This is a genomic window from Sphaerotilus sp. (assembly GCF_013299175.1).
GTDB lineage: Bacteria > Pseudomonadota > Gammaproteobacteria > Burkholderiales > Burkholderiaceae_C > Sphaerotilus.
In genome coordinates this window covers 1-15,397 of the sequence record NZ_JAAFKF010000089.1, presented here as the reverse complement: position 1 = coordinate 15,397, position 15,397 = coordinate 1, and the positions used below count along the sequence as shown (strand labels likewise).

16 protein-coding genes are annotated in these 15,397 nt (G+C 70.1%); 5 read left to right on the top strand and 11 right to left on the bottom strand.

What is annotated here, in order from left to right:
• The 4 genes from QZW52_RS14600 to mltG all read right to left on the bottom strand — a co-directional run.
• On the bottom strand, nucleotides 1-210 hold a 210-nt coding region (locus tag QZW52_RS14600), incomplete at its 3' end, for a PilZ domain-containing protein (RefSeq protein ID WP_473964392.1).
• Complete coding sequence (gene holB, locus QZW52_RS14595) at nucleotides 207-1,271, bottom strand: DNA polymerase III subunit delta' (RefSeq protein WP_294000142.1); 1,065 nt, start codon at nucleotides 1,269-1,271, stop codon at nucleotides 207-209. The genes holB and QZW52_RS14600, both read right to left, overlap by 4 nt.
• Entirely contained in the window at nucleotides 1,268-1,903 is a 636-nt protein-coding gene (tmk, locus tag QZW52_RS14590) for a dTMP kinase (RefSeq protein WP_294000140.1), read from the bottom strand. Before tmk ends, holB begins: the two co-directional genes overlap by 4 nt.
• Nucleotides 1,900-2,922, bottom strand: coding sequence for an endolytic transglycosylase MltG (gene mltG, locus QZW52_RS14585; protein WP_294000138.1), 1,023 nt, complete (start codon nucleotides 2,920-2,922; stop codon nucleotides 1,900-1,902). The genes tmk and mltG overlap by 4 nt, the downstream gene beginning before the upstream one ends.
• Nucleotides 2,923-2,969: 47 nt before the next feature.
• On the opposite strand from mltG, the gene ygfZ reads away from it, so the two are divergent.
• Genes ygfZ through QZW52_RS14570 form a run of 3 tightly spaced genes read left to right on the top strand, consistent with a single transcriptional unit; the run spans nucleotide 2,970 to nucleotide 5,322 of the window.
• A complete protein-coding gene (gene ygfZ / locus QZW52_RS14580; RefSeq protein ID WP_294000136.1) occupies nucleotides 2,970-3,968 on the top strand; it encodes a CAF17-like 4Fe-4S cluster assembly/insertion protein YgfZ in 999 nt (332 codons plus the stop codon).
• The gene (locus QZW52_RS14575) at nucleotides 3,965-4,300 is read left to right on the top strand and encodes a DUF4936 family protein (RefSeq protein WP_294000134.1); all 336 of its coding nucleotides are present in this window, start codon (nucleotides 3,965-3,967) and stop codon (nucleotides 4,298-4,300) included. The genes ygfZ and QZW52_RS14575 overlap by 4 nt, the downstream gene beginning before the upstream one ends.
• Nucleotides 4,300-5,322, top strand: coding sequence for an NRDE family protein (locus tag QZW52_RS14570; protein WP_294000132.1), 1,023 nt, complete (start codon nucleotides 4,300-4,302; stop codon nucleotides 5,320-5,322). The genes QZW52_RS14575 and QZW52_RS14570 overlap by 1 nt, the downstream gene beginning before the upstream one ends.
• On the opposite strand, the gene QZW52_RS14565 is transcribed toward QZW52_RS14570, so the two are convergent.
• From QZW52_RS14565 to QZW52_RS14545, 5 genes are all read right to left on the bottom strand, one after another.
• Nucleotides 5,288-6,184 carry a YbgC/FadM family acyl-CoA thioesterase gene (locus QZW52_RS14565; protein ID WP_294000130.1) on the bottom strand — a complete coding sequence of 299 codons (897 nt, stop codon included), beginning with the start codon at nucleotides 6,182-6,184 and terminating at the stop codon, nucleotides 5,288-5,290. The genes QZW52_RS14570 and QZW52_RS14565 overlap by 35 nt on opposite strands.
• A 37-nt stretch (nucleotides 6,185-6,221) precedes the next feature.
• Complete coding sequence (locus QZW52_RS14560) at nucleotides 6,222-7,142, bottom strand: alpha/beta hydrolase (RefSeq protein WP_294000146.1); 921 nt, start codon at nucleotides 7,140-7,142, stop codon at nucleotides 6,222-6,224.
• A 26-nt stretch (nucleotides 7,143-7,168) separates the two neighbouring features.
• A complete protein-coding gene (locus tag QZW52_RS14555) occupies nucleotides 7,169-8,269 on the bottom strand; it encodes a patatin-like phospholipase family protein (protein WP_294000128.1) in 1,101 nt (366 codons plus the stop codon).
• Nucleotides 8,269-8,856: a superoxide dismutase family protein gene (locus QZW52_RS14550; protein ID WP_434738343.1), complete on the bottom strand. Its 588-nt coding sequence runs from the start codon at nucleotides 8,854-8,856 to the stop codon at nucleotides 8,269-8,271. The genes QZW52_RS14555 and QZW52_RS14550 overlap by 1 nt, the downstream gene beginning before the upstream one ends.
• A 65-nt stretch (nucleotides 8,857-8,921) precedes the next feature.
• A complete protein-coding gene (locus QZW52_RS14545) occupies nucleotides 8,922-11,288 on the bottom strand; it encodes a Tex family protein (RefSeq protein ID WP_294000126.1) in 2,367 nt (788 codons plus the stop codon).
• Nucleotides 11,289-11,400: 112 nt separating this feature from the next.
• Here QZW52_RS14545 and arsH point away from each other — a divergent pair, with 112 nt between their 5' ends.
• Both arsH and QZW52_RS14535 read left to right on the top strand, forming a co-directional pair.
• Nucleotides 11,401-12,132: an arsenical resistance protein ArsH gene (gene arsH / locus QZW52_RS14540; protein ID WP_294000125.1), complete on the top strand. Its 732-nt coding sequence runs from the start codon at nucleotides 11,401-11,403 to the stop codon at nucleotides 12,130-12,132.
• 37 nt (nucleotides 12,133-12,169) lie between these two features.
• The gene (locus tag QZW52_RS14535) at nucleotides 12,170-13,078 is read left to right on the top strand and encodes a cation diffusion facilitator family transporter (protein WP_294000124.1); all 909 of its coding nucleotides are present in this window, start codon (nucleotides 12,170-12,172) and stop codon (nucleotides 13,076-13,078) included.
• On the opposite strand, the gene QZW52_RS14530 is transcribed toward QZW52_RS14535, so the two are convergent.
• Nucleotides 13,056-14,369: a M16 family metallopeptidase gene (locus QZW52_RS14530; RefSeq protein ID WP_294000123.1), complete on the bottom strand. Its 1,314-nt coding sequence runs from the start codon at nucleotides 14,367-14,369 to the stop codon at nucleotides 13,056-13,058. The two genes, QZW52_RS14535 and QZW52_RS14530, sit on opposite strands and share 23 nt — an antisense overlap.
• Nucleotides 14,370-14,390: 21 nt before the next feature.
• The gene (locus tag QZW52_RS14525; RefSeq protein WP_294000121.1) at nucleotides 14,391-15,305 is read right to left on the bottom strand and encodes an SDR family oxidoreductase; all 915 of its coding nucleotides are present in this window, start codon (nucleotides 15,303-15,305) and stop codon (nucleotides 14,391-14,393) included.
• Nucleotides 15,306-15,397 lie beyond the last annotated feature (92 nt).

Genomic DNA, 15,397 nt, shown 5'->3' with positions numbered 1-15,397 from the left:
ATCGCCCAGCCGGTACTCCCGCGGCGTCGGCACGAACAGCCCGCCTTCCGCGAACAGCGGGATGTAGGCCGCGTAGAGGGCGTTCTTTTCCTTGAACACGAGCTGGATCACGCTCGGGCGCGGCGGCACGGCCCCGCCCGTGGCGGTCGGGGTCAGCGGGGTGGCGCCGGAAGGGCCTGCGCTGCGGGAGTTGGGGCTGAATTCGCTCATGGTCGCAGGCTCTGGGTGGTGTTCGGATGCAGGTTCTGGGGTGTCGGGTGCGGGGGCTGCAGCCGCGCGCGGGTGCCCTGCACGAGGGCTTCGGTGGCCAGCGCGGCGCTCCAGGGGTGGTCGGCGTGGCGGCTCTGCGCGCGCAGCCAGGCCGCCGCTTCGGTCAGCCGGGCCAGACCCGTCCCCGGCCCGGCGCCCACTCGGCCCACGTCGGCGAAATACCGCCCCGCCTGGCCCACCGCCGCCAGCGCGTGGTCGTGGCAGAGCTTTTGCAGCGCGTCCAGCAGCACCGGCAACGGCCATCCCGCCACCGCCGCGCTCTCGCCGCGCGCGATCCACTGCGGAAACTGCCGCCACACCGCTGCGTCCAGCCCCGCCCGCACCAGCTCCAGCGCCCGCAGCGGCTGGCCCCCGCAGGCGTCCAGCACCGGCTCCGGCTCCGCCACCCCCTGCCCGCGCAGCCACGCCAGCGCCTCCTCGCGCCCCGGCGCCCGCAGCGCCACGCCCTGGCAGCGGCTGCGGATCGTCGGCAACAGCGCCTGCGCGTCGCCGCTCGTCAGCACGAAGCGCATCGCCCCCGGCGGCTCCTCCAGCGTCTTCAGCAGCGCGTTCGCCGCCACCGCGTTCAGCGCCTCCGCCGGGTGGACGACCACGACCTTGTGGACCCCGCGTGCGGCCGTGAGGTTGCTGAACTCCAGTGCGGCGCGGATCTGCTCGATCAGGATCGCCCGGCTGGGCTTGCGCGTCTTCTTGCCTTCGTCGGACGCCGCTGCACCTTCTTCGGGCAGCCCCGCCTCGGCGCGCAGGGCTTCCGGCACGATCACCCGCAGGTCCGGGTGGCTGCGTTCGGCCACCAGGTGGCAGCTTCGGCACGCGCCGCAGGCGTGCGGCCGGGGCGCCTCGCACAACCACGCCCGCGCCAGCTCCAGCGCAAAGTCCAACTGTCCGACGCCCGCCGGGCCATGCACCAGCAGCGCGTGGTGGGCGCGGCCACGGGTCAGCGTGTGGGCCAGGCCCGCACCCAGCCACGGCAGCGTCGATGCCGACACCGCGCCGCTCACCAGCCGCGCCCCGCAAGCACGGCGTCGATCTGTGCGGCCACCGCCTCGGGCGCGTGTTCGGCGTCAATCCGGGCCACGCGCGGCAGGTCCGCGAACCGCCGCGCGTAGCCGGCGCGCACTGCCTGGAAGAACGCAAGCTGCTCCGCCTCGAAGCGATCCGGGTCACGGGCACCCGCGCGGCGCCGGGCGGCTTCCTCCGGGCGCAGGTCGAACCACAGCGTCAGGTCGGGCTGGCGTCCAGCCTGGACCCAGGTTTCGAGCTGCGCCAGCGTGGCCAGATCCACCCCCCGGCCTCCGCCCTGGTAGGCGTAGGTCGCGTCCGTGTAGCGGTCGCACAGCACGACCGCACCGCGCGCCAGCGCCGGCTCGATCACCGTGCGCAGGTGGTCGCGCCGGGCGGCGAAGGCGAGCAGGGTTTCGGTGAGCGGGTCCATGTCGCGCGACAGCAGCAGCCCGCGCAGCGATTCGGCCAGCGGTGTGCCACCCGGCTCGCGGGTCCGCACCACGTCGTGACCGGCGTCGCGCCAGCGGGCGGCGATGCGGTCGATCTGGGTGGTCTTGCCGGCGCCGTCGATGCCTTCGGTGGTGATGAAGCAGCCGGCGGGGCTGGGGAGGTGGTGGAGTTCGCTCAACGTGCGGCCTTGCGCTGGTATTTGTCAACGGCGCGATTATGGTCGGCCAGCGTCTCGCTGAACTGGCTGGTGCCATCACCGCGTGCGACGAAGTACAGCGCCTTGCTGGTGGCAGGCCGGACCGTGGCCATCAGCGCGTCCCGGCCCGGCAGCGCGATCGGCGTCGGGGGCAGACCGGCGCGGGTGTAGGTGTTGTAGGGCGTGTCGGTCTGCAAGTCCTTGCGGCGCAGGTTGCCGTCGAACCGCTCGCCGAGTCCGTAGATCACGGTTGGGTCGGTCTGCAGCGGCATCCGGATGCGCAACCGGTTGACAAACACGCTCGCCACCATCGGCCGGTCCTCGGCGCGGCCGGTTTCCTTCTCGACGATGGACGCCAGCGTGAGCAGCTCGTCGGCCGACTTCAGCGGGCTGTCCGGCGCCCGCTGGTCCCACGCGGCCTCGATCCGCTTGCGCATGGCGGCATGGGCGCGGCGCAGCACGGCCAGGTCGCTGCTGCCCTTGGCGTAGGTGTAGGTGTCGGGAAAGAAGCGGCCTTCCGGGAGCGTGCCCGGCGCGCCGAGGGCGGCCATCAGCTCGGTGTCGGACAGCGCGGCGGAGTCGGGCTTGAGCGTCGTGGTGCGGGCCAGTTCGGCGCGGACCTGGCGGAAGGTCCAGCCATCGATGAGCCGCAGCCGGGCCAGCGACTGGTCGCCGTCCACCAGCTTGCGCAGCAGTTGGGCGGGGGAAGTGCCGGGCTGGATCTCGTAGCTGCCTGCGCGGATCTGGCGCGCCTGGCCCGACCAGCGGAACCACTGGTAGAGCAGCCACGGCGACACGGACAGCCCCGCATCGGCCGCGGCCTGTGCCACCTGACGGGCGGGTTGCCCCGGTTCGATCTCCAGGTCGATGGGCGTGTCCGGCCCGCCCATCGGGCGCTGTGTCCACCAGTAGCCACCGCCCAGCCCGAGCGACAGACACAGCAGCGCACCACCCAGCCAGCGCGTGGTGCGGCCCTGCGAGGGGCGATGGACCGGGGCCATCAGAGCGGGAAGTCACAAGCTTGCATGGTGCTGATGATAATGAGCGGATGGACACGACCACCGCAATCCCCGCTTATCCCGATTCGACCTCCACCGCGGACACCGCGCCGCAAGGTGCCTGTCTCTTGCCGGACTGGGGGGTGATCCGCGCTGTCGGGTCCGACGCGGCCACCTTCCTGCATGGGCAGCTCAGCAACGATGTCAGCCGACTCGGCTTGGCGCAAGCTCGGCTCGGTGCCTACTGCACGCCGCAGGGCCGGATGCTCGCCAGCTTCGTCTACGCCCGGCCCGGCGCCGAGGAGTTCTGGCTCGCCTGCAGCGCGGACGTGCTGCCGCCGACGCTCAAGCGCCTGTCGATGTTCGTCATGCGCGCCAAGGCCAAGCTCACGGACGCCAGCGCCGAGCTGTCGGTGCTGGGGCTGGCGGGCAGCACCGCCGCCGCGTGGCTGGGTGCAGACGCGCCGCAGCGTTCCTGGGACAAGCTCGACCGCGACGGCGCGGTGGTGATCCGCCTGCCCGACAGCGGCCTGGGTAGGGCGACGATCGACCGCTGGCTGTGGATCGGCCCGGTGGTGCAGGCGGCGGCGGTGCTGGCGGCCCTGCCCGCCTTGGCGCCTGCGGTGTGGCAGCGTCTGGAGGTGCGCTCGGGTGTCGTGCCGGTGGTTGCGCAGACCTCGGGACAGTTCGTGCCGCAGATGCTGAACTACGAACTGGTCGGCGGCGTGGACTTCAAGAAGGGCTGCTATCCGGGGCAGGAAATCGTGGCGCGCAGCCATTACCTGGGCAAGCTCAAGCGGCGGGCCTTCCTGCTCGCCGGTGAGGCGGCGATGGTGCCGGCACAGGAGGTGTTCTGGAGCGAAGACCCCGGTCAGCCGTCGGGCATGGTGGCCCGTGCCGCCACCGACGGGCCGCACCACCTCGGGCTGGCCGAACTCAAGATTGCCGTCACCCGCACCGGCACGCTCCACCTGGGCCAGCCGGACGGGCCGCTGCTGCGCGTGCTGCCGCTGCCCTACGCACTGCCGCACGACACCGAACCGGCATGAACGACCGCCCGGACGCGGCGCTGTACGTCTATTACCGGCTGCCCAGCGCCGCCCGCTGGCAGGCACAAACCGAGCTGGCGGCAGCCCACGCGGCGCTGCAGGCCACCTGGCCGAGGCTCTCCAGCCGCGTGCTGCAAAAATCGGACGCCGAGTCAGCGGCAGCGATTCGTGATGAAATGCTCACCTGGATGGAAATCCATCACCAGCCGGGTGGACTCGACACCTCGACCATTGCCAGCATCTGCGAGATGCTGGCCCCATGGCCGAGCGCGCGCGTGGGGGCTCGGCATGTCGAAGTCTTTGCCACACTGCCTGCCAGCGGTGCCCTCTGATGTGCCTAGCTGCCCTTGCCATTGACCACAGCCGACGCTTTCCGCTCGTGCTCGCCGCCAACCGCGACGAGTTCTTCGAGCGGCCCACCGCGCGCCTGGGCTGGTGGACACGCCCCGGCAGTGACACCGAAATCCTCTCGGGCCGTGACCTCAGCGCCGGTGGTACCTGGTTCGGTCTGACGGCGGCCGGCAAGTTCGGGCTGCTGACCAACCTCCGCGATCCGGCCCGCCAGGATCCGCAAGCCCCCTCCCGCGGCCACATCATCCCCGACTGGCTCACGACCACGGCCAGCCCCGACCGGTTCTGGGTCCGCGCTGCACTGACGGGGCACAACGGCTTCAACCTGATCGCCGCCGATTTCGCGCACGGCGACTGCTGGTGGCTCAGCAGTGCCCGCGCCTCGCCGACCCGGCTGGAAAGCGGCGTGTTCGCGCTCTCCAACGGTGTGCTCGACGCGCCTTGGCCCAAGGTCCGGCGTCTGAAACAGCAGCTCGGCGACGCGGTGTCGCAGGCCACCGAGGCCGCCGACACCGTCCCCGGTGCCGATGCGCTGGCCCAGGTGCTGCTCAACGCCTTGACCGACACCGCCCAGGCCCGCGACGACGAACTCCCGTCCACGGGGGTGTCGCTGGAGCTGGAGCGCGCCCTCTCGCCGATCTTCATCCGCACCCCGGACGGTCGCTACGGCACCCGCTGCTCGACCGTGCTCATCACCGAACGCATCGGTCGCCACCTCATCACCCAGGTCTACGAGCGCAGCTACCCGGCCGGCCCCGGACTCGCGCTGATGCGCCGGGCGACGCTGAAGGACTGGCCACCGCGCTACCAGACCGAGCCAGTGCGGGTCAGCGACCACCGCGGCGGGCGCGCGGCGCTGGGCAGCGTGGCCTCGCCGGTGTCGGATGCCGTGCTGGACGAGCACGACAGCAGCCCGGACCTGAACGCCCCACCCTCGCGCCTCATCAAGCCGCGGGTGCGCAGCCTGCTCAAGCCGGCGCGGCCTCGGGCGCCGGGGGGCTGACCGCGATCGAGCGCGTCATCTCGACGTGGACGATGCCAGCCTCCTCGAAGTGCGGCCCCTGTTCGGTGAATCCGAGTCGCCGGTAAAAAGGCACCGCCGAGGACTGGGCGTGCAGCAGCACCGTGTGGTCGCCCCGCGCCGCCGCTGCCGTGGTCAGCGTCTCCAGCACCCGCCGACCCACCGAGCTGCCCCGCAGCGGCGCGATCACCGCCATGCGCCCCAGCCGCGCCACCCCCGGTGCATGGACCAGCAAGCGCCCGGTCGCCAGCGGCATCCCCAGCCGGTTCAGCACAAGCGCATGGACGGCGCTCGGGTCGGCCTCGTCGAGTTCCATGTCGAGCGGGATGCCCTGCTCGCGCACGAACACCGCCGTGCGGACCTCCTGCGCCGACGTGCCCAGCGTTTCCCAGTCGCCGACCTGCATGTCCAGCATCTCCGCGCCCGCCTCGAAATCGAGCAGCAGCGCGCGCAGTGCAGCGGGCACCGGGCGGCTGGACTGCGTGGCCGGATCGGCGAAGACGTAGACCAGCTCCACCGTGACCAGCAGCTTCTCGGCACGGAAGATGGCGCCGTGCAGCCGCAGCGAGGTGTTGCCGATGTGCTCGCAGCGGATCGCCACGTCGAGCTGCTCGTCGAAGCGGGCGCTGCCGACGTAATCGAGCGTCGCCTTGCGCACGTAGAGATCGCCCCCCAGCCACGCCATCGTCGCCTGGTAGGGCACGCCGAGCGCACGCCAGTAGTCGGCCACCGCGGTGTCGAAGTAGTTCAGGTAGTGGCCGTTGAAGACGATCTGCTGCAGATCGACCTCGGACCAGCGCACCCGCAGTCGGTGCGAAAAACGGTAGTGGCCGCGCAACGCCATGGTGGATTCCTCGGGAGTTCGGAGTGAGAGAGCAGGTTCAGGCCAGCAGCGCCGCCCGCAGCGCCTCGGCGATGGCCTGCTGCGCCAAGGCCGCTTCGGGAATGGCGCGGCCGAGCTTGATGAAGTCGTGCGTCACCCCCTTGTACAGCTCCAGCTCGACCGCACCGCCCGCCATGCGCAGCGCATCGGCGTAGGCCAGACCCTCATCGACCAGCGGGTCGCACTCGGCCAGCCCGATCCAGGCGGGGGCGAGTCCTGCGTGGTCGTCGGCCAGCAGCGGGGCGAAGCGCCAGTCGGTGCGGTCGGCGTGGTCGATGTACTGGTCGAAGAACCAGTCGATGCCGGCTTTTTCGAGCAGGAAGCCTTCGGCGTAGCGGGCGTGCGAGGCGGTGTCGGCATGGGCGGTGGTGCCTGGCGTGATGAGTACCTGCAAGGCCAGCGGCAGACCGGCGTCCCGCGCCATCAAGGCGAGGACGGCCGCCAGCGTGCCCCCTGCGCTGTCGCCACCGACCGCGAGCCGGGAGCCGTCGAGTCCGAGCGTGTCCGCATGGCGTGACAGCCACTGCAAGGCGCCCCAACTGTCCTCGACCGCTGCGGGGAAGCGGTGCTCGGGCGCCAGCCGGTAATCGAGCGCCACCACCGCCACGCCGCTGCGCAACGCCAGTTGGCGGCACAGGCTGTCGTGCGTCTCCAGACCGCCGACGGTGAATCCCCCGCCGTGCAGGTACAGCAGCACAGGCAGGACACCCGCCTCGCGCGGCTGCGGTGCATAGAGACGAGCCGGTCGTTCGGTGCCCGGACCCACGGGCAGCACCAGCGCCTGCACCCGCGGCAGCGGCGCGCGCGGTGGCTCCAGCACCTCGGCAGCGGCGGTGTAGAGCCGCCGCGCCTCGACCGCACCGAGTGCGTGCAGCGGCGGGCGGTTCGCCTTGCGGATGCGCTGGAGCAGGTCGCGCATCGCGGGGGTGAGGCGGTGGGCGCCCATCAGGTGGACTCCAGCGGGGTGACGCGGCCCAGCGGGCAGCCGTCCTGCAGCCACTGCGCGAGTTCGTCGGCCAACCGCTGGCTCTCGGCGACGGCGGTGGTCCACGCCCGCGCCCGTCCGGCGTGGTCCTTGCCCCATGCCTTGAAATCGCTGCGGTCGGGCAGCTTGCCGCCGGGCAGGGTCGCAGCCCAGGCCGGGTCCGGGGCGAGCACGATCAGGTTGTCCAGCCACGGCGTCGGCCGGTGGCGGTGGCGCAGCCCCTTGTCCAGCCAACCCGGCACCAGCCGCGGCTGGAAATGCGGGTAGAGCACCAGCCCGCCGGATTCGGGCGTGGCGGCGATCTCGCGCCAGGGCCAGTGCAGGTGGTAATCGGTGATGCCGCCGTCCCAGTAGGCGCCACGCGGCGCGCCGGGAATGTCGTGGACGGCGTCGAGCCAGAACGGGATCGAGCCTGACCCGAGGATGCTCGGCAGCAGGTTGTCGGGTGTCAGTGGCACATGGCGGGTTGGCAGGTCGTCCAGCGGCAGCGGCAGGGCCTCCCGGACATCGGAAAACACCACCCGCTCCAGCCAGCCACCGAGCCTGCGCCGGCTGCACAGATTGCCCAGGAACGCCCCGGCATAGCCCAGCCCGGTCGCCCACGGCCGCTCGCGGCGCAAGAGCCAGTGCCGCCCCCGGCTGGTGACGACGTGCAGCCGCAAGCGTGGATGCGCCAGCACCTCGGCATGCCGTCCCGCGAGCTGCGCGTCCAGCAGCGCGGCGAACCGCTGGCTGACGTTGCGCGGGGACTGGCGTTCGCCAGGGGGTGGGTCGTAGCGTTCGGTGCTGTAGTCCCGCGCCAGCCGGGCGAGTGCGGCGTCCGGATCGGGCAGTGCCGCGCAGGCCATGCGCCAGGCGCCGATGCTGGCACCGACCAGATGCACCGGTGGCCCGTCGCCGCGCAGCCACTGGCCGAACAGGAACCGGTCGATCGGCGTCAGCACCAGACCCTTCGGCCCACCCGCTGCCGCCGCCACCGCCCGCACATCCACTGGCCGCAACCCGTGTGCCGCCAGATGCAGGCGGGCGCGGGGGCCCGCGAGAATCTGGAGACTGGGCATCAACGCTTGGTGGACTCGATCACGCCACAGGCGATGCGCGCACCCGAGTTGCCGGTCGGCTGGGTCTTGTAGTCGTCCGGGCCGGCATGGACGATCAGGCCGCGGTTGGCCAGATCGGTCGGGCCGCCATCGCCCAGCGTCACGCCGGTCAGGTGGAAGCGCACCTCGGCCTTGCCCTCGACATCGGCCTTCAGCGAGGGCATGTCGCCGGCGTGGTGGTCGGCGTCCTGCGCGCCATGCGGCTTGGCGGTCGGGTTGAAGTGGCCGCCGGTGCCCATGCCGTCACCGCTGCTGCAGTCGCCCTTGTCGTGGACGTGGAAGCCGTGTTCACCGAAGGGCTTCAGGCCACTGAGGCGGGCGTGGACCATCACATGGTCGCCGTGCTGCTTGAAAGTGACCGTGCCGTTGGCCGTGTTGCCCTTGGTCGCTTCGAGCTTGGCAGTCGCACTTGGGCCATCGCCCATCATGCGGTCACGCATGGAACCCATGCCTTCTTTCACGGCGCCCATGCCGTCCTTCATCGCAGAACAGCCGGACAGCGCCAGAACGGCGGCCGACAGGGCCAGCAGGGTGCGAACGGGGGTCATCTTCATCGTGGTTCTCCTTGCGCGCCGACATGGCGGTGTGTGCATTTTGTCTGAATCTGCCGGCTTCAACGCCCGCCCTTCAGCTTGGCAAACGCTGCTGCCATGGCATTGCCACCCGCTGGTGCAGAAGCCGGTGCGCCGCGTGCAGGACGCTGTTCCCCGCGCCCCGCCGGCCGGAAACTGTTGTCCACTTTGGCCGCGCCCTTGGGCTGCGCAGGTGCATCGAGCTTCATCGTCAGCGCGATCCGCTTGCGCGCCAGATCGACCTCGACCACGCGCACCTTCACGATGTCACCGGTCTTGACGATCTCGCGCGCATCGGTGACGAACTTGTTGCTCAACTGGCTGACGTGGACCAAACCGTCCTGGTGGACGCCCAGATCGACGAACGCGCCGAACTGCGCCACGTTGCTCACCGTGCCTTCGAGCACCATGCCTTCGACGAGATCCTGGATGTCCTCGACACCGTCATTGAAGCGCGCGACCTTGAAATCCGGCCGGGGATCGCGTCCCGGTTTTTCCAGCTCGGTGAAGATGTCCTGGACCGTGATCGCGCCGAACTTCTCGTTGGCGAAGGCTTCGGGCTTGAGCGACTTCAGCACGTCGCTGCGGCCCATCAGCTCCGCAATCGGCCGCCCGGTCTTCGCGATCATCTGCTCGACCACGGGATAGGTTTCCGGGTGGACGCCCGTGATGTCGAGCGGGTTGTCGCCGCCGCGGATGCGCAGAAACCCCGCCGCCTGCTCGAAGGTCTTCGGGCCAAGCCCGGTCACGTCCAGCAGTTGCTTGCGGTTGCGGAAAGCGCCGTTCGCATCCCGCCAGCGCACGACGCTCGCCGCCACCGACGCACTCAGCCCCGACACCCGCGACAGCAGCGGTGCCGACGCCGTGTTCAGGTCCACCCCCACCGCGTTCACGCAATCCTCGACCACCGTGACCAGCGTGCGCGCCAGCTCGCTCTGGTTCACGTCGTGCTGGTACTGGCCGACGCCGATGCTCTTCGGGTCGATCTTGACGAGTTCGGCCAAGGGGTCTTGCAAGCGCCGTGCAATCGACACCGCGCCGCGCAGGCTCACGTCCAGGTCTGGCAACTCCTTCGACGCGAACTCCGACGCCGAGTAGACGGAAGCGCCCGCCTCGGACACCACCACCTTGTCGATCTGGCGGTCGGGTGCGAGCTGCTGCAGGCGCTTGATCAGGTCGGCGGCGAGCTTGTCGGTCTCGCGGCTGGCGGTGCCGTTGCCGATGGCGATGAGGTTCACGCCGTGGGCCGCGCAGAGCTTGGCCAGCGTGTGGAGAGCGCCTTCCCAGTCGCGGCGCGGCTCGTGCGGGTAGACGGTGGACGTGTCCAGTACCTTGCCCGTGTCGCTCACCACGGCGACCTTCACGCCCGTGCGGATGCCGGGGTCCAGCCCCATCACGACGCGCTTGCCCGCCGGCGCGGCCAGCAGCAGATCGCGCAGGTTCTCGCTGAACACCTTGATCGCCACGCCCTCGGCACTCTCGCGCAGGCGGGTGAACAGGTCGCGCTCCAGGCTCAGGCTGAGCTTGACCTTCCAGGTCCAGGCGATCGTCTTGCGGATCAGGTCGTCGCTCGCGCGCTTGGCCTGGCTCCAGCCGAGGTGGATGGCGATCTTGCCTTCCGCGAGCGACGGCTGCCCCGGCTGCGGCTCTTCCGCCAGCGCGAGCTTCACGTCCAGCATGTCCAGACCCCGGCCGCGGAACACCGCCAGTGCCCGGTGCGAGGGCACGCGGCTGATCGGTTCGCCGTAGTCGAAGTAGTCGCGGAACTTGGACACGTCCGGGTGGTGCTCGTCCTTGCCGTCCATGCGTTTCGACTTGAACAACCCTTCCGTCCACAGCCACTCGCGCAGTTGCTTGACCAGCACCGCGTCCTCCGCCCAGCGTTCGCTCAGCAGATCACGCACGCCGTCGAGCACCGCCAGCGCATCGGCAAAACCGGCATCCGGGTTGAGGAAGGCGGCGGCTTCGGCCTTGGGATCCAGCGACGGATCGGCGAACAGCTTGTCGGCCAGCGGCTCCAGCCCCGCTTCGCGGGCGATCAGGCCCTTGGTGCGGCGCTTGACCTTGTACGGCAGGTACAGGTCTTCCAGCTCCTGCTTGGTCGGCGCGGCCTCGATCGCGCTGCGCAGTGCGGGCGTCAGCTTGCCCTGCTCGTCGATGCTCTTGAGCACCGCGTCGCGTCGGTCCTCCAGCTCGCGCAGGTAGCCCAGGCGCGACTCCAGCTCTCGCAGTTGGATGTCGTCCAGCCCGTCGGTGACTTCCTTGCGGTAGCGGGCGATGAAGGGCACCGTGGCGCCGCTGTCGAGCAGGTCGATGGCGGCCTTGATCTGGGCCGGGCGGGCCTTCAGTTCGGAGGCGATCTGAAGCAGGATTTTCTGGGCCTGTGGGGCGTTTTGTGCGTGTTCCAAACCGGTTCGAGAGGCAGTTCGAGAGGCGGCAGAGTTTGCCACAGGGCCTTGGAGCGCACCGGCCACACCGATTGCGCATACTGGCAGGACACCGTGTCCACTCTCCCGCGCCATGACCGATTCCACGCCCGCCCCCGCCGATCTGCCCAACGTCGATGCCACCCTGTTCGACCGCCCCAGCGGCGACCGCCTGCAAGCCGTGGGCCGATCGACCCACGCCCCGCGCATCCTGTTGCTCTACGGCTCGCTGCGTACACGCGCATTCAGCAAGCTGCTGACGCTGGAGGCCGCCCGGCTGCTGCAGGCCATGGGCGCCGAGACGCGGATCTTCGATCCGACTGACCTGCCCCTGCCCGACGGCGCGCCCGACACCCACCCGAAGGTGGTCGAGCTGCGCGAAGCCGCCACCTGGGCGGAAGGCATGGTCTGGACCTCGCCCGAACGCCACGGCGCCATGACCGGCATCCTGAAGGCGCAGATCGACTGGATTCCGCTGTCCATCGGCGCCGTGCGCCCGACACAGGGCAAGACGCTGGCGGTGATGGAGGTCTCAGGGGGGTCGCAGTCCTTCAACGCGGTCAACCAGATGCGCGTCCTGGGCCGCTGGATGCGCATGATCACCATCCCCAACCAGTCCTCGGTTGCCAAGGCGTTCATGGAATTCGACGAGGCCGGCCGCATGAAACCGTCGGCGTACTACGAGCGGGTCGTCGATGTGATGGAGGAGCTGGTGAAGTTCACGCTGCTGACCCGCGACGTGGCGCCTTATCTGGTGGACCGCTACAGCGAACGGCGCGAGAGCGCGGCCGAGTTGTCGAAGCGTGTGAACCAGCGCGCCATCTGATCGGATCGGATCGGATCGGAAGAAGGAGAATCCGCGCATGAGTGCAGACCACGATCACCACCATGGCCACAGCCACAGCCACGCCCCGGCGAATTTCAACGCCGCCTTCGCCATTGGCATCGGCCTGAACATCGCCTTCGTGGCGATCGAAGCGTTCTACGGCTGGAAGGTGAACTCGCTGGCGCTGCTGGCCGACGCAGGGCACAACCTGAGCGACGTGATCGGCCTGGCGCTGGCCTGGGGCGGCGCCGTCGCCGGCAAGCTCACCCCCGACCACCGCTACACCTACGGCCGCAAGCGCGCCAGCATCGTCGCCGCCTTCGTCAACGCCGTGCTGCTGCTGGTGGCGATGGGGTCGCTGGGCTGGGAGGCGGTGCTGCGGCTGCAGTCGCCCGAGCCGGCCGAGGGCGTGACCATGATGGCGGTGGCCGGCGTGGGCATTGTCATCAACGCCGCCACCGCGCTGCTGTTCCTGCGCGGCAGTGAACACGACCTCAACCTGCGCGGCGCCTACCTGCACATGACCGCCGATGCGCTGGTGTCGGCGGGCGTCGTGGTGGCGGGCGGGCTGGCGCTGTGGCTGGGCTGGGCGTGGATCGACCCGGTGGTCAGCCTGCTGATCGCGGCCGTGATCGTCTGGGGCACCTGGGGCTTGTTCAAGCAGTCCCTGCATCTGCTGTTCGACGGCGTGCCCGACAGCGTGGACCTGGCCGCCGTGGACACCCTGCTCGCCGCCCTGCCCGGCGTGGCGCGGGTCCATGACCTGCACGTCTGGGCGATGGGCACCACCGACATCGCGCTGACCGCCCACCTCGTCATGCCGGACGGTGGCGCCGACGATGCGTTCTTGCAGCACACCACCACGCAATTGCACGACCGCTTCGGGATCGACCATGTGACGCTGCAGGCCATGCGCGTGCCGTTCAACCCTGGCTGCCGATCCTGACGCCACCGGCGAGGCTGGCAAGCTGGTCGCCACAACGCTCCTTCGTCCCTGCCGGCACCTTGCCCGTGATCGCCACCGACGCCGGTGCGGCCAGCATCCGCTCGAACTGCAGCCGCACCGCGTCAGCATCGATCGCCGCGATCTGCACCATCCACGTCTCCGGCGCACGCACACGGCCGAACACGAACAGATCCTGCGCCGCGCCCTCCAGCCGGCGCTGGGAACGTTCACGGGCACGCACGCTGCGCACGGCCAACTGGTTGCGGGCACGCTCCAGATGCACCGGGTCGATCGAGGCCGCATGCGCCTGCAGCAGCGTGGTGACTTCGGCGAACAGCGCGTCCAGATGCTCCGGCGTGGTGGAGGCTTCGATGACGAACTGCCCCGCCAGATCCGACACGTCCGCCGAACACCCGGCGTAGTACACCAGCCCCAGCCGCTCGCGTACCCGGTCGAGCAGCGGTGAACTCATGCCCTCGCCGAACACGGTGGCGGCCACCACGGCGGCGGGCATGTCGGGGTCGGTCTGCGTCGGGATCGGGAAACCCAGCACCACATGTGTCTGGTTGGAGCCGCTCTGCCGCCGGGCGCGCACGCCGCCGAGGTAGGCGGGCGCGGCGACAAGGTTCGGCGTTCCCGCGGGCATGGCGCCGAACACCGCCTCGGCCTGCACCGCCATCGCCTGCGGATCGACCGGGCCGGCCACTGCGACGATGACGTTGCAGCCCGTGTACTGCCGCTGCACGTAGCCCATCAGCTCGTCGCGGCTGAACCGCTCGATGTTGCGCCGCTTGCCGATCACCGGCTGCGCCAGCGGGTGGCGACCGTAGCAGGCTTCGTCGAAGAGCTTGAACGCGGTGGACAGCGCATCGTCCTCGTCCTCCAGATACTCCTGCAGGATCACCTGCCGCTCGCGCTCCAGCTCGGCCTCGGGGAACTGGCTCTCCAGCACAATGTCGCCGAGCATGCCGATGAACTGTCCGGCGTGCCGGGCCAGACCGCGCAGGTGGTAGGCGGTGTGGTCCTTGTCGGTGTGGGCGTTGGCCTCGGCGCCGAGCTGTTCGGCGTCGAGGTTGATGCGCTGGCAGTCGCGGGTGCGGGTGCCCTTGAACGCCATGTGCTCGACGACATGGCTGATGCCGTTGAGCCGCGCACTTTCGTGGCGGCTGCCGGTGCGCACGTAGACGCTGACGCAGACGCTTTCCAGGTGCGGCTGCACGAGGGTGAGCACGCGGACGCCGTTGGCGAGGGTGTGGACGTGGGTGTCGGGATCAGGACGGGAATCGGTCATGCGGCATTGTGACGGTGTGCCTCACCCGCCGCGCAGCGCCGCCCGCAACTTGTCCCCCAGATCCGGCCGCTCCTTGAACGGATCGGTCGGGTTGCGCCCCTGCAGCACGTCCTCCAGCCGCGTGCCGACCAGCCCGATCGCCCGCGGGTGGCTGTAGATGTAGAACTGCCCGGCCAGCACGGCGTCCACCACCTTCTGCGCCACCTCGGCCGCGCTCACCTTGCCGCTGGTGACTGCCTTGTCGCCCATCGCCTTGCCGATCAACTGGCTCTGCGTCGGCTGCGCGGCGGGCAGGTCGGCGGGGCGGTTGCGCTCGCTCTGGTGGATGCCGGTCGGCACGAAGTACGGGCACAGCACGCTGGCACTGACCTGCGACGTGACCAGCGACAAATCCTGAAACAGCGTCTCCGACAGGCTCACCACCGCGTGCTTGGTGACGTTGTAGACGCCCATGTTCGGCGCGTTCAGCAGCCCGGCCATCGAGGCGGTGTTGACGATGTGGCCCTCCCAGTCCGGGTCGGCCTTGGCGGCGGCCAGCATCATCGGCGTGAACACCCGCACCCCGTGCGCGACGCCCATCAGGTTGACCCCGACCACCCATTCCCAGTCGGCCAGCGTGTGCTCCCAGATCAAACCGCCCGTGCCGACACCCGCGTTGTTGAACACGAGATGCGGCACGCCGAAGCGTTCAAGTGTCGCCGCACCCATCGCCTCGACCTGATCTGCCTTGGATACATCGAGCCGGAACGCCAGCACCTCGGCGCCGTTGGGTTGCCCGAGTGCCGTGACTTCGGCTGCGGCGCGGTCGAGCGCGTCCTGCTGCACGTCGGCCATCACGATCTTCATGCCCTGCGCTGCGCACAGCCGCGCCAGCTCCAGCCCGAAGCCGGACGCCGCGCCGGTCAGTACGGCGGTCTTGCCAATGAGTGACTTCATCGCGGTGGCTCCTCAGACCAGCTTGACGAGCTGCTTGCCGAAGTTCTTGCCCTTCAGCAGACCGAGGAAGGCGTCCGGCGCACTGGCGATGC